The sequence below is a fragment of the Pantoea sp. GM01 genome (assembly GCF_000282675.1).
Taxonomy (GTDB): Bacteria; Pseudomonadota; Gammaproteobacteria; order Enterobacterales; family Enterobacteriaceae; genus Pantoea; species Pantoea nemavictus.
In genome coordinates this window covers 81122-100620 of sequence record NZ_AKIU01000090.1, presented here as the reverse complement: position 1 = coordinate 100620, position 19499 = coordinate 81122, and the positions used below count along the sequence as shown (strand labels likewise).

Here is a 19499-nt window from a genome sequence, read left to right as displayed (position 1 = left end):
GGCAGTCAGACGTTACGCTTTCTTCTTGTCACGGCTATGCAGGCCACGTTTTTCCAGGCCGCGATAAATCAGCTGCTGCTGGAGAATGGTTACCAGGTTGCTGACGATGTAGTACAGCACCAGACCTGAAGGGAACCACAGGAAGAACACGGTAAAGATAACCGGCATGTAGGTCATGATCTTCTGCTGCATCGGATCGGTCACGGTGGTCGGTGACATCTTCTGAATGAAGAACATGGTGATACCCATGATGATCGGCAGAATGTAGTACGGGTCCTGCGCGGACAAATCATGAATCCACAGAATAAACGGTGCATGACGCAGTTCAACCGAGCCTGACAGCATGTAGTACAAGGCAAGGAAGATCGGCATCTGGATAACCAGAGGCAAGCAGCCGCCCAGCGGGTTCACTTTCTCCGCCTTATACAGCGCCATCATCTCCTGGCTCTGCTTCTGCTTATCATCACCCAAACGTTCACGCATCGCCTGAATTTTCGGCTGCAGCATACGCATCTTCGCCATCGAGGTGTACTGCGCTTTGGTCAGCGGGTACATGATGCCACGAACGATGAAGGTGATAACGATAATGGAGAAGCCCCAGTTACCGATAAAGCTGTGGATGAACTTCAGCAGCTTAAACAGCGGCTGAGAGATGAACCACAACCAGCCGTAATCTACGGTCAGATCCAGGTGAGGCGCGATAGCCGCCATCTGGTCCTGAATTTCCGGGCCAACCCACAGCGTTGCGCCAAGATCTTGCTGTGCGCCTGCACCAACGGTAACCGGTGCAGATTTGTAGCCAATTGCCGCTACGCCATTACCGAGGTTGCTGGTGTACAGCGTGTTGTTACCCTGTGTGCGTGGCACCCAAGCGGTAGCAAAGTACTGTTGCAGCATCGCCACCCAGCCATTGCTGGTGGTGGTGTTCAGGTTCTCGTTATCCGCGATGGTGTCGAATTTATATTTTTCGTATTTCGCATCGCTGGTTGAGTACGCTGCACCACGGAAGGTGTGCAAAGCAAAGTTGTTGCTGCCGGTATCGCGGTGCTTAGGCACATCAATGGTCTGCTTCAGCTGACCAAACATCGACACTTCCAGCGGCTGCTGAGTCGTGTTGTTAATGTTGTAGTCAACGTTAACCGCATACTCACCGCGCTTGAAGACGAAGGTCTTGGTGTAAACCACGCCGTTTTCACCGGTCCAGGTCAACGGCACGCGCAGCTCGCTCTGACCATCGGCCATCACGAAGCTATCTTGTGAAGTGGTATACAGCGGACGTGCGCCATTGTTAGGGTTATCCGGACCGTTACGGCCCGTTAAGCCGCTCTGCGCCTGATAAACGAATGCTGGAGTGGTCTCAAGCAGCTGGAACGGTGCATCTGAACCCAGTTTGTCCGGGTAAGTCAGCAGCTGAGCCTGCTCAATATCGCCACCGCGCGTGTTGATGTTGAGTGACAGGACATCTGTCTTAACGGTGATCGTTTTGCCCTGTCCGCTAGCCGGCACGCCGGAAGTGGCGGCATCACCCGCTGCGCTGCTTGTGTTTTGTGTGGTCTGAGTTTGCTGTGGCTGCGGAGCGTGGTCCGTCTGCCAGGCTTGCCAGATCATAAAAGACACGAACAGAAAAGCGATGAGAAAGAGATTGCGTTGCGAATCCATCGTTAATGTTCTCTGGTATCAAAGGTTTTTGGCGGCACAGGATCGTCACCACCCGGGTTCAAAGGGTGGCATTTTAATACGCGTTTTATCGTCAACCAACTGCCTTTTACAACACCAAAACGGCGTAAGGCCTCAATCCCATACTGCGAGCAGGTGGGATGGAACCGGCAATGAGGTCCCAGCAGTGGGCTGATGGCGCGTTGATAAACGCGTATCAGGGCAATCAGGAGCCGCGAGCCAGGCGACAGTGACGACGCCATAATTTCTCCAACGCTTCCGTCAGCGCACGGTTATCCAGGTCAGCAATCCCTTTTTTCGCCACGATCACAAAATCCATTGCAGGCAGCTCATGTTGACGCAGACGAAAGCTTTCGCGGGTCAATCGCTTGATCCGGTTGCGTTCATGGGCACGTTTGACATGTTTTTTTGCGACGGTGAGACCGATGCGGGGATGCCCCAGCGAATTAAGTCGGCCGAGTATGGTGATCTGCGGCGTACCGGCTCTTTGTGGCTGCTGGAAGACGAAAGTGAAATGAGTGGGAGTTAACAAACGTAACTCCCTGGGAAATGCGAGCTTAACCACGAGGGTTAGCTTTATTACTTAGAAACGGTCAGACGAGAACGGCCTTTAGCACGACGACGTGCCAGAACCTGACGACCATTTTTTGTTGCCATACGAGCACGGAAACCGTGTGAACGGTTGCGCTTCAGTACGGACGGTTGAAAAGTGCGTTTCATGGCGATTTCTACCTAAACTTGAAAATTTTCACTGGGTGACGCGTTTTCGGGCCAGTAAATCGACCAACGCCTCAATGTATCTTTAATAAAGAGGCGGGATTGTAATAATTGTACAGTCCAGAGTCAATTTACTTCGCTGGTCGCGGCACCTGGAAACCCAGATACAGCCCGCTGATTCCGGGCATCAAGGCTTCACGCAATAATGCCGGGTGGGGAATTATACGGGCTGTGGGTTAAAGCGCAAGGATCGCGCAGGATCTTCTTGCGATCAATTTGCAGGTTTGTTGCGCGGAAATGCGAGCCAGCCAGAAAAAATAACGGTTTCAGCCAGATTAACGCTGGCTTTTTTGCCAGAAAGCGTAAACTCATTTTCGCTACCGATGCCTGTGGATAAATTGGATCAAAACTGTGTAGAAAGGGAAGATCTCTCGGCGGCTTTACGTTATGATCCGCCCTTCCGCTGGCGATCCTCACTGCGATCGCCGGGGAAGACTACCGCGAATAGCGGTCGCAGGCGCTTTCCAACCGCCTGTGTCTAAAAATTACGTTTCTATTTATTAGCGCCTAAAATTCTTATCGATTTTGTACGAGTGGAGTCCGCCGTGTCACTTACGCTTTGGCAACAGTGTCTTGCCCGTTTGCAGGATGAGCTTCCTGCCACCGAATTCAGCATGTGGATTCGTCCGCTGCAGGCTGAATTGAACGACAATACGCTGACCTTGTATGCACCAAATCGGTTTGTACTCGACTGGGTTAGAGATAAATATCTCAATAGTATCAATGGGCTGCTGAACGAGTTCTGCGGTGCGAATGTGCCATTACTGCGTTTTGAAGTCGGCACTCGCCCTACCGCTCAGGTGACAACCAGCCAACCGGCGATGGCCACTTCCAATTACAGCGCGCCTGCACCGATTGAAAATCGTCCCGCGCCAACGCAAATTCTGCGTCCAAGCTGGGATTCGGTGCCCGCGCCGGCCGATGTCACTTACCGTTCCAACGTGAATAACCGTCATAACTTCGACAACTTCGTTGAAGGTAAATCGAACCAGCTGGCGCGCGCGGCGGCACGTCAGGTGGCGGATAATCCTGGCGGCGCGTATAACCCGCTGTTCCTTTATGGCGGCACCGGTTTGGGTAAAACTCACCTACTGCACGCGGTGGGAAATGGCATTATTGCGCGTAAGCCGAATGCCAAAGTGGTGTATATGCACTCCGAACGTTTTGTGCAGGACATGGTCAAAGCCCTGCAGAACAACGCTATCGAAGAGTTTAAGCGTTATTACCGTTCGGTTGATGCGCTGCTGATCGATGACATCCAATTCTTTGCTAATAAAGAGCGCTCGCAGGAAGAGTTTTTCCACACCTTTAATGCGCTGCTGGAAGGCAATCAACAGATCATCCTGACTTCGGATCGCTATCCAAAAGAGATCAACGGCGTAGAAGATCGCCTGAAATCGCGTTTTGGCTGGGGATTAACCGTGGCGATCGAGCCGCCTGAACTGGAAACGCGTGTCGCGATCCTGATGAAGAAGGCCGATGAAAACGACATCCGTCTGCCGGGCGAAGTGGCGTTCTTTATTGCTAAGCGTCTGCGTTCCAATGTGCGAGAGCTGGAAGGCGCGTTGAACCGCGTGATTGCCAATGCGAACTTTACCGGTCGCGCCATCACCATCGATTTCGTGCGCGAAGCGCTGCGCGATCTGCTGGCGCTGCAGGAAAAACTGGTCACCATTGATAACATCCAGAAAACGGTGGCCGAGTATTACAAAATTAAAGTGGCGGATTTGCTGTCGAAACGCCGTTCGCGTTCGGTAGCGCGTCCGCGCCAGATGGCGATGGCGATGGCGAAAGAGCTCACCAACCACAGTTTGCCGGAAATTGGCGATGCGTTTGGTGGCCGCGACCATACCACCGTGCTTCACGCCTGCCGTAAAATCGAGCAACTGCGTGAAGAGAGCCACGACATCAAAGAAGATTTCTCTAACCTCATTCGAACACTATCTTCCTGACGCATATGAAATTTATTGTAGAACGTGAGCAGTTACTGAAGCCCCTGCAACAGGTCAGCGGTCCGCTTGGCGGACGCCCAACGCTGCCGATTCTTGGAAATTTACTGCTGCAGGTCAGCGAAAGTTCGCTGCGGTTGACCGGCACCGATCTGGAAATGGAAATGGTGGCGCGTGTGGCGCTGACGCAGCCCCACGAACCGGGCGCTACCACGGTACCGGCGCGCAAATTCCTCGATATTTGCCGCGGTTTGCCGGAAGGCGCTGAAATCAGCCTGACGCTGGAAGGCGACAGAATGCTGGTGCGTTCAGGCCGCAGCCGTTTCTCGCTATCTACGTTGCCGGCCAGCGACTTCCCGAATCTGGATGACTGGCAGAGTGAGGTGGAATTCACCTTGCCGCAGGCGACGTTAAAACGCCTGATTGAAGCCACGCAGTTCTCAATGGCGCATCAGGATGTGCGCTATTACCTTAACGGCATGCTGTTCGAAACCGAAGGTGAAGAGTTGCGTACCGTCGCTACCGATGGTCACCGCCTTGCGGTGTGCTCAATGCCGATTGGTCAGGCGCTGCCGAATCATTCGGTGATCGTGCCGCGTAAAGGTGTGATTGAGCTGATGCGTTTGCTCGACGGGGGCGAAACGCCGCTGCAGGTGCAAATTGGCAGCAGCAACATCCGCGCACACGTCGGTGACTTTATCTTCACTTCGAAGCTGGTTGATGGTCGTTTCCCGGATTATCGCCGCGTATTGCCGAAGAATCCGGATAAAGCATTAGAAGCCGGCTGCGATATTCTGAAGCAGGCATTTGCGCGTGCGGCGATTCTCTCTAATGAGAAATTCCGCGGCGTTCGCATCTACATCACCGAAAATCAGCTGAAAATTACTGCTAACAACCCTGAACAGGAAGAGGCGGAAGAGATGCTGGATGTCTCTTACAATGGCACCGATCTGGAGATCGGATTCAACGTCAGCTATGTGCTGGATGTACTGAATGCGCTGAAGTGCGAGAACGTGCGTTTGCTGCTGACTGATTCGGTGTCGAGCGTGCAGATTGAAGATGTTGCCAGTCCAGCCGCGGCATACGTAGTCATGCCAATGCGCTTGTAGTAGAAAATATCGGCCTGGCTTACTTGCCATTCTGGTCCCGGGCAGTGCTCGCCCCTGGTCACATACTTCAGTATGCTCCCAGGGCCTGCGCGCTGGCCGTGACCAGACTGCCTGCGCCGCCGACGGCCTGGATTATTAATGTTAGGCAACCCCCTTCTGGCTGGAATGATTCATGGCTTTAACCCGCCTCCTGATTAAAGATTTCCGTAATATCGAGCAGGCCGATCTCACGCTGGCGCCGGGCTTTAATTTCCTTGTGGGCGCTAACGGCAGCGGCAAGACCAGCGTGCTGGAGGCGATCTATACGCTGGGCCACGGTCGCGCGTTTCGCAGTTTGCAGGCTGGCCGCGTTATTCGCCACGATCAGGATGCCTTTGTGCTGCACGGCCGTATTGAAGGCAGTGAACGCGAACTGTCGGTGGGTCTCACCAAAAATCGTGCTGGTGACAGCAAAGTCCGCATCGATGGCAGCGACGGTCACAAAGTCGCCGAGTTAGCGCAACTGTTACCCATGCAGTTGATTACGCCGGAAGGTTTTACGCTGCTGAATGGCGGCCCCAAATACCGTCGCGCCTATATCGATTGGGGATGTTTTCACGCCGCGCCCGGCTTTTTCCATGCCTGGAGCAATCTGCGTCGTCTGCTGAAACAGCGCAATGCGGCGCTGCGTCAGGTATCGCGCTATAGCCAGATTCGTCCTTGGGATCAGGAGCTGGTGCCGCTGGCTGAGCAAATCAGCGCATGGCGCGCCGAATACAGCGCGGCGATTTCCCGCGAGATCATCGCCACCTGTGGCCAATTTTTACCGGAGTTCGAGTTAGCGTTCTCTTTCCAGCGTGGCTGGGACAAAGAGAGCGACTACGCCGAACTGCTGGAACGCAATTTCGAGCGCGATCGCGCGCTCACCTATACCGCCAGCGGCCCACATAAAGCCGATTTTCGTATTCGTGCTGAAGGGACGCCGGTGGAAGATTTACTCTCACGCGGTCAGTTAAAGCTGCTGATGTGTGCGCTGCGCTTAGCGCAGGGCGAATATCTGACGCGCAGCAGCGGACGACGCTGTTTGTATCTGATTGATGACTTTGCCTCAGAGCTGGATGACACCCGTCGTCGGCTGCTAGCTGAACGCTTAAAAGCCACGCAGGCTCAAGTATTTGTCAGCGCCATTGGTGTCGAGCATGTAATCGACATGAGTGATGAAAAGGGCAAGATGTTCCGCGTGGAACAGGGTAAAATAGTGGTTCAACCTGAAGATTAAATGAGCGAGAAACGTTGATGTCGAATTCTTATGACTCCTCAAGTATCAAAGTCCTGAAAGGGCTTGATGCGGTACGCAAACGCCCGGGTATGTACATCGGCGATACGGATGACGGCACCGGTCTGCATCACATGGTATTCGAAGTCGTGGATAACGCTATCGACGAAGCGCTCGCCGGTCACTGTAGTGACATTACCGTTACAATTCATGCCGATAACTCGGTCTCAGTGCAAGATGATGGCCGTGGTATTCCGACCGGCATTCACCCGGAAGAGGGCGTCTCTGCGGCGGAAGTGATCATGACCGTCCTGCACGCCGGCGGTAAATTTGATGATAACTCCTACAAAGTGTCTGGCGGTCTGCACGGCGTCGGCGTTTCCGTGGTTAACGCCCTGTCACAGAAGCTGGAGCTGACTATTCGTCGCGAAGGCAAAGTGCATCATCAGATTTATCAGCACGGCGTACCGCAGGCACCGCTGGCGGTATCAGGCGATACCGATGCAACCGGTACCCGCGTGCGTTTCTGGCCAAGCTATGAAACCTTCACCAACGTGATTGAGTTTGAGTACGAGATCCTGGCGAAACGCCTGCGTGAGCTGTCGTTCCTTAACTCTGGCGTCTCGATTCGTCTGGAAGATAAACGCGACGGCAAGAACGATCACTTCCACTACGAAGGCGGCATCAAGGCGTTTGTTGAGTACCTTAACAAGAACAAAACGCCAATTCATCCAACGGTGTTCTATTTCTCTACTGAGAAAGATGGCATTGGCGTGGAAGTGGCGCTGCAGTGGAACGATGGTTTCCAGGAAAACATCTACTGCTTCACCAACAACATTCCACAGCGCGACGGCGGTACGCACCTGGCCGGTTTCCGTGCGGCAATGACGCGTACCCTGAACGCCTACATGGATAAAGAAGGCTACAGCAAAAAAGCCAAAGTCAGCGCCACCGGTGATGATGCGCGTGAAGGCCTGATTGCGGTGGTTTCCGTGAAAGTGCCGGATCCGAAATTCTCTTCTCAGACCAAAGACAAACTGGTCTCTTCAGAGGTGAAATCGGCGGTTGAGCAGCAGATGAATGAACTGCTGGCGGAATACCTGCTGGAAAACCCATCTGACGCCAAAATCGTGGTCGGTAAAATTATCGATGCAGCGCGCGCGCGTGAAGCGGCGCGTCGTGCACGTGAAATGACTCGCCGTAAAGGCGCGCTGGATTTAGCCGGTCTGCCAGGCAAACTGGCTGACTGTCAGGAGCGCGATCCGGCGCTGTCTGAAATCTACCTGGTGGAGGGTGACTCCGCAGGCGGTTCAGCCAAACAGGGTCGTAACCGTAAGAACCAGGCGATTCTGCCGCTGAAAGGTAAAATCCTGAACGTGGAGAAAGCGCGTTTCGACAAGATGCTGGCTTCGCAGGAAGTCGCCACGCTGATCACCGCGTTAGGTTGTGGTATCGGTCGTGACGAATACAATCCGGACAAACTGCGTTATCACAGCATCATCATCATGACCGATGCTGACGTCGATGGTTCGCACATCCGTACGCTGCTGTTGACCTTCTTCTATCGTCAGATGCCGGAAATTGTTGAGCGTGGTCACGTCTATATCGCTCAGCCGCCGCTGTACAAAGTGAAGAAAGGCAAGCAAGAACAGTATATTAAAGACGACGAAGCGATGGATCAGTATCAGATTTCCATCGCGCTCGACGGCGCTACGCTGCACACCAACGCCAGCGCGCCTGCGTTAGGCGGTCAGCCGCTGGAAACGCTGGTGGCGGATTTCAACAGCACACAGCGCATGATCAAACGTATGGAGCGCCGCTTCCCATCGGCTCTGCTGCGTGGCCTGATCTACCATCCAACCTTAAGCGACCTCAGTAATGAAGCCGCCGTACAAGGCTGGATCGATGGCTTAGTGGCGTATCTGACCGAGCGTGAAGCGCACGGCAGCAGCTACCTGGCGCAGGTTCGTGCTGATAACGAACAGAACCTGTTCGAACCGGTGCTGCGTGTCCGCACGCACGGTGTTGATACCGATTATCCACTGGATAGCGAGTTCATCGATGGGCCGGAATACCGCAAAATCTGTGCGCTGGGCGAGCAGCTGCGCGGCCTGATCGAAGAAGATGCCTATATTGAACGTGGCGAGCGTCGCCAGCCGGTGACCAGCTTCGAGCAGGCGATTGAGTGGCTGGTGAAAGAGTCGCGTCGTGGTCTGTCAGTACAGCGTTATAAAGGTTTGGGTGAGATGAACCCAGAGCAGCTGTGGGAAACCACCATGGATCCAGATAGTCGCCGCATGCTGCGCGTGACGATTAAGGATGCGATTGCTGCCGATCAACTGTTCACTACCTTGATGGGCGATGCGGTTGAACCGCGCCGTGCCTTCATCGAAGAGAACGCATTGAAAGCCGCCAACATCGATATCTAATCGAGCGGGTAACACGAAAAAACCCTTCCACTTAGGAAGGGTTTTTTGTTTTTAGCGCGGGATGGAGAAGCGGAAGCAGGCGCCCGATGTTTGTTCATCCAGACGAATATCACGCTCATGCAGCTGCAGAATACGGCGCACCACCATCAATCCCAGACCACCGCTGTTTTTCCGCGTGCTGGCGTGCGTTAATGCAGACGGACGCTCAAACAGTGTGGCACGTAACGCATCAGGAATGCCGGGTCCCGAATCTTTCAAACTTACTTCAACCTCGCGTTCGGCGCTACGCAGCGTGACCTCAATGGTTCCGGCCTCCGGCGTGTATTTGATAGCATTATCAAAGAGATTGGTCAGCACGCGATCGATCATCGAAACATCGGCATTTACCTGCGGCAGCTGTTCGGGCATATCCACCACAAAGCGGATATTGCGCGTGCTGGCCATTAACTCAAATTTTTGCACCACGTCGTAAGTCAGCTCTGAAAGGCTGAACATTTCACGATTGGGCTTTATTACGCCATATTCCAGCTGCGCCAGTTCAAATAGCTGCTGCGCCAGCATGCTGACTTTTTGGCTTTGCGAGAGCGCAATGTGCAGGTAACGCTGGCTTTCGGTCGATTTCAGGCTGTCCGATTTATACAGCAAGGTTTCCAGATAACCGTGCAACGTCGTCAGAGGCGTGCGCAAATCGTGTGAAATATTGGCCACGAAATCACGCCGCAATTGGTCCTGATAAGCCAGCTTCTCCCACTGAAAGGCGACGCGTCGCGCCATACCTACAAACGCGCCCTGTAATACACTGACCTCATCTTTCTCATGCGGCTGTGGCAACGGTAATTCCGCCAGCTGCTTGATTGCCGTCATGTCTTCCCGGTTGAGTTCACGAACACGTTGCGTCAACTGGCGCATAGGGCGCGTGATTAAACTGAACGCCACCGCGCCCGCCGTCAGACCAAACAACACCACCAGCAAAGATGACCAAAATGATGTGTGCATCAGAATATCGATCTGCGCTTCCTGCGCCAGTTGGTGATAGTTCTCGCCCTGCAAAATCACATACAGATAACCCACCGTTTGGCCATGCAGGGCAAGCGGTGCAACGCTAAACACTTTATTTTCCAGCAAATTACGTGGGTCATCGCCGTATACTGGCGAAGCGGTGCCATTAAGCTGCGCATGGATTGGAGCCAGGCTCACGCGGCTGCGTTTGACATGATTAGGCGGTGCCGCATCAGCCAGAATATAGCCCTGTAAATCGAGCAAATAGACTTCCACACTGGGATTGAGCACCATCAAATCACTGAACAGTGCCTTCATCAGCGGCAGATTCACGCCCTGCTCGCCAATCATATTGGGGTTGAGGCTGGCGATACTGCGCGCCAGTCCGTCGGACAAACGTTGCACCACGGCGCTACCGTACTGCGCGTTGATGCGAATCTGCATCCAGCCTGACAGCAGTGTGCAAAGTAACAGCAGGGAAGCAAAAACCAGCGCCAGGCGCTGGCTGAGTGTCAGGCGTTTCATCATTAAACCTACTTCGCCGGCAGCGAAAATTTATAGCCTTTGCCCCACACCGTCAGGATGTAGTGCGGTTCGGCGGGATTATCTTCAATTTTCAACCGTAAGCGGTTGATATGAGTATTAACCGTATGTTCATAACCATCGTGCTGATAGCCCCAAACCTGATTGAGCAGATTGAGGCGGGAAAACACTTTTCCAGGATGTTTAGCGAAGTGGTAAAGCAGATCAAACTCGCGCGGCGTTAAGGTTATCGGCTTATTCTCCAGCCACACTTCACGGGCTACCGGATCGATCATTAATGCATCGTGATGCAGCGTGCCCGCTTCCAGGCGCGAATTTAAATTCATCGCTTCCTGGCGGCGAAACAGTGCCTTAAGCCGGGCGACGAGTTCCACCACGGAAAAGGGTTTGGGCAGATAATCATCTGCGCCTAACTCAAGGCCCAAAACGCGATGCACTTCACTGGAGCGTGCACTGATCATAATGATCGGCGTATAGCGTTTCATTGCGCGGGCGCGGCGACAGATCTCTAAACCATCAATGCCGGGCAACATCAGATCAAGAATCAAAGCATCCCATTGCTGGGTTCCCAATAAATGGACGGCGAGGTGTCCATCAGCCGCATGGGTTACATCATAACCTTCATCCTGAAAGTTTAAGCGCAGAACGTCGGCTATTCCGCTGTCATCTTCGACAATAAGCACTCTCTTTGCGTCGATCATCATCCCTTCCTGTTGCGCCACTTCAATCAATGTTAGCGCTTATATCGCCTCAAAGTGTTCACGTTTTGTTTAACTCCTCGTGAGGCTTCGGTGAACAACAATTCGGCACCATAGCACTCAGACGTTAAACAGCAGGGTCAGAAACGGATGGAAATGCAGAGGGATGAAAAGCCTGAACGCTCACTTGTGGTTCATCCAGCATGGTTGCGGTTGTGTCACTGGGTGAATGCGGCGGCCATAGTGATCATGACGTTGAGCGGATGGCGTATTTATAACGCCTCGCCACTTTTTAGCTTTTATTTTCCGGGTGAAATTACCCTCGGTGGCTGGCTAGGTGGCGCCCTGCAATGGCACTTCGCCGCGATGTGGATTTTTGCCGGGAATGGCGTGCTGTATCTCACGATGAATGTCGTTACTGGACGCTTCAGGAAGAAATTTCTACCGCTAAGTCTGCGGGGATTGCTGCACGATGCCAGCTGCGCGCTGAAAGGCAAGCTGGCGCATGCGGATCTGCGTCACTACAACCACATCCAGCGTGCGGCTTATCTGTTTGTGATGCTGGACGGCCTGCTGTTGGTGCTGTCAGGGCTGGTGTTGTGGAAATCGGTGCAGTTTGGCGTGTTACGCGATCTCCTCGGCGGCTATGAAGCGGCACGTTACATCCACTTTTACGCGATGGCCGCGCTGGTGGGCTTTGTCATGGTGCATCTGCTGATGGTCGCGCTGGTGCCAAAAACCCTGCTTGCCATGTTGCGTGGACGCTAAGGAGAGCGAGATGAAAAAATTAAAGGTCGATATTGCTCCCGGTGATGCGGATGCCCTGGTTAAAGAAGCGCAGCAGCTACTGGCGCGAAAGCTGGATTCCGCCTCACGCCGCCGATTTTTACGCCAGGGCTTAACGCTCGGCGGCGTGGTAATGCTGACGGGCTGCGATCTCAGTGATAAACCCGACATCGATAGCGTGCTGAACAGATTTTCCCGCTTTAACGATCGCGTGCAGAGCTGGCTGTTTAATCCTGCCCATCTCTCTCCGGAATACAGCGCCGATCGCATCGCGCCCTCATTTCCGTTTAACGCCTTTTACGGCGAAGAAGATATTCCCCAGGTCAACGGCGATCGGTGGCGTCTGGAGATTGCCGGGCTGGTGAGTGATAAACGCAGTTGGTCGCTAGCTGAGCTCTACAACATGCAACAGGTTGATCAGATTACGCGCCATATCTGTGTGGAAGGCTGGAGTGAAATTGGCCGCTGGGGCGGCGTGCGTTTCGGCGACTTTCTCAGGCTGATTGGTACCGATACGTCGGCCAAATATGTCAGCTTTAAATGTGCGGACGATTACTACACCAGCATTGATATGGCCTCGGCGCTGCATCCACAAACCCTGATGGCATTGAGCTGGGATGGGCGAATACTCCCGCCCAAATATGGTTATCCGATGAAAATCCGTATTCCCACCAAGCTGGGATATAAAAATCCGAAGCATATTCAGGTGATTGAAATAACCAATCGTTATTCCGGTGGTTACTGGGAAGACGAAGGCTACAACTGGTTCGGCGGAAGCTGATCCCTTAATCCGGTGCCTTATTGCGCCAACACCATTGATATTCGTAAAACTATAAGGAAACACCCTATGAAAAACGCAATCGTAGCAACCTTTATCGCTTCAATGATGACTCTGTCTACCGCCTATGCTGCGGATACCATGGGCAAAGATGCGATGAAAAAAGATGAAATGGGTATGAAGAAAGACAGCATGCACAAAGATGAAATGGGCATGAAGAAAGACAGCATGCACAAAGATGCAATGGGCATGAAGAAAGACGGCATGCACAAAGACGCAATGGGCATGAAGAAAGATGGCATGCACAAAGATGCGATGGGCATGAAGAAAGATGCCATGAAGAAAGAGGAAATGGGCATGAAAAAGGACGCGATGAGCCACTAAGGTCATCCTTTAACGCCCTGTATTCAAGGCCATCACAGGAGTGATGGCCTTTTTTATTTGCGTGGGGAAAAATCTGAAGTCGGGCGCGAAACTGGTCAATGTGAGCTGAATCGCGCTAGCATTGATCAAAACCCTGACTCAACGAGGATGTTATGGCAATAAAACTGGTTGCAATCGATATGGACGGCACGCTGCTCAATCCGCAGCACGAGATTACGCCCGCCGTTAAATCGGCGATTGAACGCGCACATAAAAAAGGCGTAATGGTGGTACTTACCACCGGTCGTCCGTACGTCGGCATTCAGCGCTATCTGATGGAACTGAATCTGGTTGATGAAGGCCAATACTGCATCAGTTATAACGGTGCGTTGGTACATCGTGCTAACGATGGCGAATGTGTTGCCGAAATTACCCTGGGTTTCGACGATTATCTTTATATCGAACAGCTGGCGCGCGACCTTGGCGTTCACTTCCAGGCTTTCGATAAATCCTACCTCTACACGCCGAATAAAGATCTCAGTGAATTCACCATCCATGAAGCGAGCCTGACCGGTATTCCGGTGCGCTATCGTTCTGTGGAAGAGATGGATCGCGCCACGCGCTTCCCTAAGCTGATGATGATCGATAAGCCGGATCTGCTGGATTCCGCCATTCAGCGCTTGCCGCAACAGGCGCGTGACAACTACACCATTCTCAAAAGCGCACCTTATTACCTCGAAATCCTCGATTCACGCGTGAATAAAGGACAAGGGGTAAAAATGCTGGCGGATAAGCTGGGTCTGGCGCGTGAAGAAGTGATGGCGATTGGCGATCAGGAAAATGATTTAGCCATGATTGAGTACGCCGGTACCGGCGTTGCAATGGGAAATGCCATTGATTCGGTGAAGAAAATCGCGCAGTTCATTACCAAAACCAACATGGAAGATGGCGTCGCGCACGCTATTGAAGAGCTGGTGCTGTAAATCTCCTTTGCGGGCAGCGCTCTGCTGTCCGCTGCTATTCCCCCTGATTCTCCCCCTCGCACCTCGGTGTATGGATTGTCTATTTTGTGATCCAGATTGTAGTACAACTTCACTCAATGGTACTACAATCGGCGGCACGGACTCAGGCGGCCGTTGGGCTTCGCTGAGCGAAAGCAGTAATCTGATGCGTTATCGCCTTTCACGGAATGGAACATCATGACGCAAGAACAATTAAGCAAAACAGAGCGCATCATCCTGACGCTGGGTGAAGAGATTGTGGCCGGCAAGTTTGTGCCTGGCGCGGCGCTGCCCGCCGAAGCTGAACTGTGCGAACGCTTTGGCACCTCACGCAACATTATCCGTGAAGTGTTTCGCTCACTGATGGCCAAACGCTTGATGGAGATGAAGCGCTATCGCGGTGCCTTCGTCACGCCACGTAATCAGTGGAACTATTTGGATAGCGATGTGTTGCAGTGGGCGCTGGCGCACGATCAGGACCCGCGTCTGATTGCGGCGATGAACGAAGTGCGTGTGCTGGTGGAGCCGCAGATTGCGCGCTGGTCAGCCGAGCGCGCGACTTCAACCGATCTGGCGGCGATTGAGTTGGCCTATAACGAAATGGTGGCCAATCACCTCGATCGTGAAGCCTTTAATGAAGCGGATATCCGCTATCACGAAGCGGTACTGGATTCGGTGCATAACCCGGTGCTGCAACAGCTCAACGTGGCGATCAGCCAGCTGCAAAAAGCGGTGTTCGCGCAAACCTATATGGCCGATGAAGGCAACATGCCACGCACCTTAGCCGAACATAAAGCGCTGTTCGATGCCATTCGTCATCAGGATGGCGATGCGGCTGAACAGGCCGCCAAAGCGATGATTGCCAGCTCAACGGCGCGACTCAAGGAGATTATGTGACCAGCTATATTGCGATTGATTGGGGCTCAACTAATCTGCGCGCCTGGCATTATCAGGGCGGTACCTGCGTAGCTGAGCGCCGTTCGGAAGCCGGTGTCACGCGCCTTGGCGATCGCACGCCAGCCGAGGTGTTTGCCAGCGTCACCGACGGCTGGCCCGTCAACGAGGTGCCGGTGGTGATGGCGGGCATGGTGGGCAGCAATGCGGGCTGGCTGTCGGTGCCCTATCTTTCCTGTCCGGTGGCGCTGGGCGAGCTGGCGGGTCGCCTAACGCGCGTTGAAGATAAAGCGTGGATTGTACCGGGATTGAGCGTCGAACGTGACGACAACTACAACGTTATGCGCGGTGAAGAGACGCAGCTGCTTGGTGCGCTGGCATTGCAGCCCGCACCGCTCTACGTGATGCCCGGCACGCACGCCAAATGGGTGCAGGTAGAGCAGGATCGCGTGCTGGATTTCCGTACCGTGATGACCGGCGAACTGCATCATCTGCTGCTCAAGCAATCGCTGATTGGTGCCGGTTTACCTCAACAGGAAGAGAACGCCGCCGCTTTCCATGACGGTTTGCAGGTGGGATGCAACGATACCTCGATTCTGTCGCGCCTGTTTGAAGTACGCGCTTCACACGTGCTCGGCGCGCGCGATCGCCGTCATATCAGCGACTTCCTTTCAGGCTTATTGATTGGTCACGAAGTGGCACTGATGACGCAACGGGCCGACGTCACAAGCCAACCGATCACCATTATTGCCGGTAGCGCGCTGGCGCAACGTTATCATCAGGCGCTGCACTTTATCGGCCTGGATTCAGTCACGCTGGCAGGCGATAGCGCTTTCCAGCACGGAATAAGGAGTATTGCGAATGACCTGGCAAACTAAAATCCCGCTGATCGCCATTTTGCGCGGTATCACGCCGGACGAAGCGGAAGCGCACGTTGGCGCACTGATCGACGCGGGTTTCGATGCGATTGAGATCCCGCTAAACTCGCCGCAATGGGCGAAAAGCATTGGCGCGATGGTGAAAACCTTCGGCGATAAAGCGCTGATTGGCGCCGGCACCGTGCTGAATCCGGCGCAGGTCGATGAGCTGGCGATGCTGAACAGCAAATTAGTCGTTACGCCCAACACCGATGCTGCAGTGATTCGCCAGGCGGTTTCCAAAGGCATGATCGTCGCCGCGGGTTGCGCCACCGCCACCGAAGCCTTCACCGCCTTACAGGCCGGCGCGCAGGCGCTGAAAATTTTCCCATCGTCGGCCTTTGGTCCGGGCTACATCAAAGCATTGAAAGCGGTGCTGCCGCCGGAGGTGCCGGTGTTTGCTGTGGGCGGCGTGACGCCGGAAAACCTGCACGAATTTATGGCCGCAGGCTGCATCGGCGCCGGTTTGGGCAGCGATCTCTATCGCGCCGGACAACCGCTGTCGCGCACTGTGGAACAGGCTCGCGCATTTATTGCTGCTTATAAGGATGCTGTACGATGAAAATTACCAAACTGACCACTTACCGCCTGCCGCCGCGCTGGATGTTCCTGAAAATCGAAACCGACGAAGGCATCGTTGGCTGGGGCGAACCGGTGATTGAAGGCCGCGCCCGCAGCGTGGAAGCGGCGGTGCATGAGCTGTCTGAATATCTGATTGGTCAGGATCCGGCGCGCATCAACGACTTATGGCAGGTGATGTATCGCGGTGGTTTCTATCGCGGCGGCCCGATTCTGATGAGCGCTATCGCCGGTATCGATCAAGCATTGTGGGATATTAAAGGCAAAGCGTTGGGCGTACCGGTTTATCAACTGCTGGGAGGTTTAGTGCGCGACAGCATTAAAGCTTACAGCTGGGTAGGCGGCGATCGTCCGGCCGACGTCATTGATGGCATCAAGAAGTTGCGCACCATCGGTTTTGATACCTTTAAACTCAACGGCTGCGAAGAGATGGGCATTATTGATAACGCCCGCAAAGTCGACGATGCGGTGAATACCGTGGCGCAGATTCGCGAAGCCTTCGGCAAAGAGATTGAGTTTGGCCTTGATTTCCACGGCCGCGTCAGCGCGCCAATGGCGAAAGTGCTGATTAAAGAGCTGGAGCCGTATCGCCCGCTGTTTATTGAAGAGCCGGTGCTGGCGGAGCAAGCGGAATATTATCCGCGCCTGGCCGCGCAAACCCACATTCCGATTGCCGCTGGCGAACGCATGTTCTCGCGCTTTGAGTTTAAACGCGTGCTGGAAGCGGGCGGTTTAGCGATTCTGCAGCCGGATCTGTCGCATGCCGGCGGTATCACCGAGTGCTACAAGATTGCGGCGATGGCTGAATCCTATGATGTCGCGCTGGCACCGCACTGTCCGCTCGGCCCGATCGCATTGGCGGCTTGCCTGCACGTTGACTTCGTGTCGCGCAACGCGGTGTTCCAGGAACAGAGCATGGGCATTCACTACAATCAGGGCGCCGAACTGCTCGATTACGTGATTAATAAAGACGATTTCAAAATGGATGACGGTCATTTCTATCCGTTAAATAAACCGGGCCTCGGCGTGGAAATTAACGAAGAGCTGGTGATTGAGCGTAGTAAAAATGCACCTGACTGGAGAAACCCACTTTGGAGATTCCCCGACGGTTCAGTTGCTGAATGGTAATTAACACGCACTAAAAAAATAGTCATTTGAAAATATCTATATGCCGGTGAAATAGGGCATAGGGCTTCACTCAGCCTTTTTCCCGGCACAGCTTATTACCGCCTCGGCGGATTTACCTTTGTTACCACTACCCTGAGTTTGTCGGGGCGTGCTTTGTCGCGCCTTTACGGCAAACCCGATGACGGAGAAACACCATGGATCTCTCTGCTGTGCAAGCCAAACCGACGCGCCGTCGTTATATCACGCTGCTGATGATATTTATTACGGTGGTGATTTGTTATGTTGACCGCGCAAATTTAGCCGTCGCTTCTGCCCATATTCAGGAGGAGTTCGGTATTACTAAAGCGCAAATGGGCTATGTATTTTCTGCCTTTGCCTGGTTATATACGTTATGTCAGATTCCCGGCGGCTGGTTCCTTGATCGCGTCGGTTCTCGCGTCACCTATTTTATTGCCATTTTTGGCTGGTCGGTCGCAACGCTATTTCAGGGTTTCGCGACGGGGTTATTATCCTTAATTGGCCTGCGTGCCATTACCGGTATATTCGAAGCGCCCGCGTTCCCCACCAATAACCGCCTGGTGACCAGCTGGTTCCCGGAGCAGGAACGCGCTTCTGCGGTTGGTTTCTATACCTCCGGCCAGTTTGTCGGCCTGGCTTTCCTGACGCCGCTGCTGATCTGGATTCAGGAACTGCTGAGCTGGCACTGGGTCTTCATCATCACCGGCGGTATCGGCATCATCTGGTCGCTGATCTGGATTAAGTTCTATCAGGCACCGAGCCAGAGCAAAGGCATCAATAAAGCCGAGCTGGATTACATCCGCGAAGGCGGTGCGATGGTCGATGGTGATGCGCCGAGCGAGAAGAAAACCCGCACCAAACTCACCGCCGCCGACTGGAAACTGGTGTTCCATCGCAAGCTGTGCGGCGTCTATCTCGGCCAGTTCGCCGTGACCTCCACGCTATGGTTCTTCCTGACCTGGTTCCCGAACTATCTGACGCAGGAAAAACACATCGCGGCGCTGACCGCCGGCTTTATGACCACCGTGCCATTCCTCGCGGCGTTTGTGGGCGTGATTCTGTCGGGCATCGTCGCCGATCGTCTGGTGCGCAGCGGTCGTTCGCTTGGCTTTGCCCGTAAAACGCCGATCATCTGTGGTTTGCTGATCTCCACCTGCATCATGGGCGCTAACTACACGAACGACCCTATTTGGATCATGACGTTGATGGCCATCGCCTTCTTCGGCAACGGTTTCGCCTCGATCACCTGGTCGCTGGTGTCATCGCTGGCGCCGGTGCGTTTGATTGGTTTGACCGGCGGCATGTTCAACTTTGTCGGTGGCCTGGGCGGCATTACCGTGCCGCTGGTCGTCGGCTATCTGGCGCAGGATTACGGCTTTGCCCCTGCGCTGGTGTACATCTCGGCGGTGGCGCTGATCGGTGCGCTGTCGTATATCCTGCTGGTCGGTGATGTAAAACGCGTGGGTTAATCCAACCAGGTGCGCATGAATGCGCACCCTACAAAACCTTGCTGTAGGGTCGCCATTTATGGCGACCTGGCGAATAACCGCACGATAATGACGACCGGGTTTATTCGCATCCCACTAGCAAATCACGTAA

At 53.9% G+C, this 19499-nt stretch carries 20 protein-coding genes; 13 read left to right on the top strand and 7 right to left on the bottom strand.

Translation table 11 applies throughout. The features are described from left to right. Window positions 1–12: 12 nt before the first annotated feature. From yidC to PMI17_RS25475, 5 genes are all read right to left on the bottom strand, one after another. Window positions 13–1659, bottom strand: coding sequence for a membrane protein insertase YidC (gene yidC / locus PMI17_RS23330; protein ID WP_007893566.1), 1647 nt, complete (start codon window positions 1657–1659; stop codon window positions 13–15). 2 nt (window positions 1660–1661) lie between these two features. Further along, the gene (gene yidD, locus PMI17_RS25060; protein ID WP_007893564.1) at window positions 1662–1919 is read right to left on the bottom strand and encodes a membrane protein insertion efficiency factor YidD; all 258 of its coding nucleotides are present in this window, start codon (window positions 1917–1919) and stop codon (window positions 1662–1664) included. Next, window positions 1883–2242, bottom strand: a complete 360-nt coding sequence (rnpA, locus tag PMI17_RS23325) for a ribonuclease P protein component (RefSeq protein ID WP_034830013.1) — start codon at window positions 2240–2242, stop codon at window positions 1883–1885. Before rnpA ends, yidD begins: the two co-directional genes overlap by 37 nt. A 14-nt stretch (window positions 2243–2256) precedes the next feature. Further along, window positions 2257–2397, bottom strand: a complete 141-nt coding sequence (gene rpmH / locus PMI17_RS25055) for a 50S ribosomal protein L34 (protein ID WP_003849659.1) — start codon at window positions 2395–2397, stop codon at window positions 2257–2259. A 192-nt stretch (window positions 2398–2589) separates the two neighbouring features. Next, the gene (locus tag PMI17_RS25475) at window positions 2590–2871 is read right to left on the bottom strand and encodes a hypothetical protein (protein ID WP_157178902.1); all 282 of its coding nucleotides are present in this window, start codon (window positions 2869–2871) and stop codon (window positions 2590–2592) included. 128 nt (window positions 2872–2999) lie between these two features. On the opposite strand from PMI17_RS25475, the gene dnaA reads away from it, so the two are divergent. The 4 genes from dnaA (at window position 3000) to gyrB (ending at window position 9196) form a co-directional block, all read left to right on the top strand. Beyond that, window positions 3000–4406 (top strand): chromosomal replication initiator protein DnaA, encoded by a 1407-nt coding sequence (dnaA, locus tag PMI17_RS23320; RefSeq protein ID WP_007893559.1) that lies wholly within the window; start codon window positions 3000–3002, stop codon window positions 4404–4406. Window positions 4407–4411: 5 nt separating this feature from the next. Then, window positions 4412–5512 carry a DNA polymerase III subunit beta gene (dnaN, locus tag PMI17_RS23315; protein WP_007893557.1) on the top strand — a complete coding sequence of 367 codons (1101 nt, stop codon included), beginning with the start codon at window positions 4412–4414 and terminating at the stop codon, window positions 5510–5512. A gap of 172 nt (window positions 5513–5684) precedes the next feature. After that, window positions 5685–6770 (top strand): DNA replication/repair protein RecF, encoded by a 1086-nt coding sequence (gene recF / locus PMI17_RS23310; protein ID WP_007893554.1) that lies wholly within the window; start codon window positions 5685–5687, stop codon window positions 6768–6770. Window positions 6771–6787: 17 nt separating this feature from the next. Further along, window positions 6788–9196: a DNA topoisomerase (ATP-hydrolyzing) subunit B gene (gene gyrB, locus PMI17_RS23305; protein ID WP_007893552.1), complete on the top strand. Its 2409-nt coding sequence runs from the start codon at window positions 6788–6790 to the stop codon at window positions 9194–9196. 51 nt (window positions 9197–9247) lie between these two features. Here the strand turns inward: gyrB and PMI17_RS23300 are convergent, their stop codons facing one another. After that, window positions 9248–10720: a HAMP domain-containing sensor histidine kinase gene (locus tag PMI17_RS23300; RefSeq protein ID WP_036622167.1), complete on the bottom strand. Its 1473-nt coding sequence runs from the start codon at window positions 10718–10720 to the stop codon at window positions 9248–9250. Between the two features lie 8 nt (window positions 10721–10728). After that, window positions 10729–11439 carry a response regulator transcription factor gene (locus PMI17_RS23295; RefSeq protein WP_007893548.1) on the bottom strand — a complete coding sequence of 237 codons (711 nt, stop codon included), beginning with the start codon at window positions 11437–11439 and terminating at the stop codon, window positions 10729–10731. A gap of 153 nt (window positions 11440–11592) precedes the next feature. Here PMI17_RS23295 and PMI17_RS23290 point away from each other — a divergent pair, with 153 nt between their 5' ends. The 9 genes from PMI17_RS23290 to PMI17_RS23250 all read left to right on the top strand — a co-directional run bounded on the left by PMI17_RS23290 (window position 11593) and on the right by PMI17_RS23250 (window position 19369). After that, window positions 11593–12204 (top strand): cytochrome b/b6 domain-containing protein, encoded by a 612-nt coding sequence (locus PMI17_RS23290; RefSeq protein ID WP_007893546.1) that lies wholly within the window; start codon window positions 11593–11595, stop codon window positions 12202–12204. A gap of 10 nt (window positions 12205–12214) precedes the next feature. Next, entirely contained in the window at window positions 12215–13003 is a 789-nt protein-coding gene (locus PMI17_RS23285) for a molybdopterin-dependent oxidoreductase (protein WP_007893544.1), read from the top strand. A gap of 66 nt (window positions 13004–13069) precedes the next feature. Further along, window positions 13070–13384: a hypothetical protein gene (locus tag PMI17_RS23280; protein WP_007893542.1), complete on the top strand. Its 315-nt coding sequence runs from the start codon at window positions 13070–13072 to the stop codon at window positions 13382–13384. Between the two features lie 152 nt (window positions 13385–13536). Beyond that, on the top strand, window positions 13537–14346 hold the full coding sequence (gene yidA, locus PMI17_RS23275; protein WP_007893541.1) for a sugar-phosphatase: 810 nt from the start codon (window positions 13537–13539) through the stop codon (window positions 14344–14346). A 216-nt stretch (window positions 14347–14562) separates the two neighbouring features. After that, a complete protein-coding gene (locus PMI17_RS23270) occupies window positions 14563–15261 on the top strand; it encodes a FadR/GntR family transcriptional regulator (RefSeq protein WP_007893539.1) in 699 nt (232 codons plus the stop codon). After that, entirely contained in the window at window positions 15258–16136 is an 879-nt protein-coding gene (locus PMI17_RS23265) for a 2-dehydro-3-deoxygalactonokinase (RefSeq protein WP_007893537.1), read from the top strand. Before PMI17_RS23270 ends, PMI17_RS23265 begins: the two co-directional genes overlap by 4 nt. Then, the gene (locus PMI17_RS23260; protein ID WP_007893533.1) at window positions 16120–16737 is read left to right on the top strand and encodes a 2-dehydro-3-deoxy-6-phosphogalactonate aldolase; all 618 of its coding nucleotides are present in this window, start codon (window positions 16120–16122) and stop codon (window positions 16735–16737) included. The genes PMI17_RS23265 and PMI17_RS23260 overlap by 17 nt, the downstream gene beginning before the upstream one ends. Further along, complete coding sequence (dgoD, locus tag PMI17_RS23255) at window positions 16734–17882, top strand: galactonate dehydratase (RefSeq protein ID WP_007893527.1); 1149 nt, start codon at window positions 16734–16736, stop codon at window positions 17880–17882. The genes PMI17_RS23260 and dgoD overlap by 4 nt, the downstream gene beginning before the upstream one ends. A gap of 194 nt (window positions 17883–18076) precedes the next feature. Next, window positions 18077–19369: an MFS transporter gene (locus PMI17_RS23250; protein WP_007893525.1), complete on the top strand. Its 1293-nt coding sequence runs from the start codon at window positions 18077–18079 to the stop codon at window positions 19367–19369. Window positions 19370–19499: the final 130 nt, after the last annotated feature.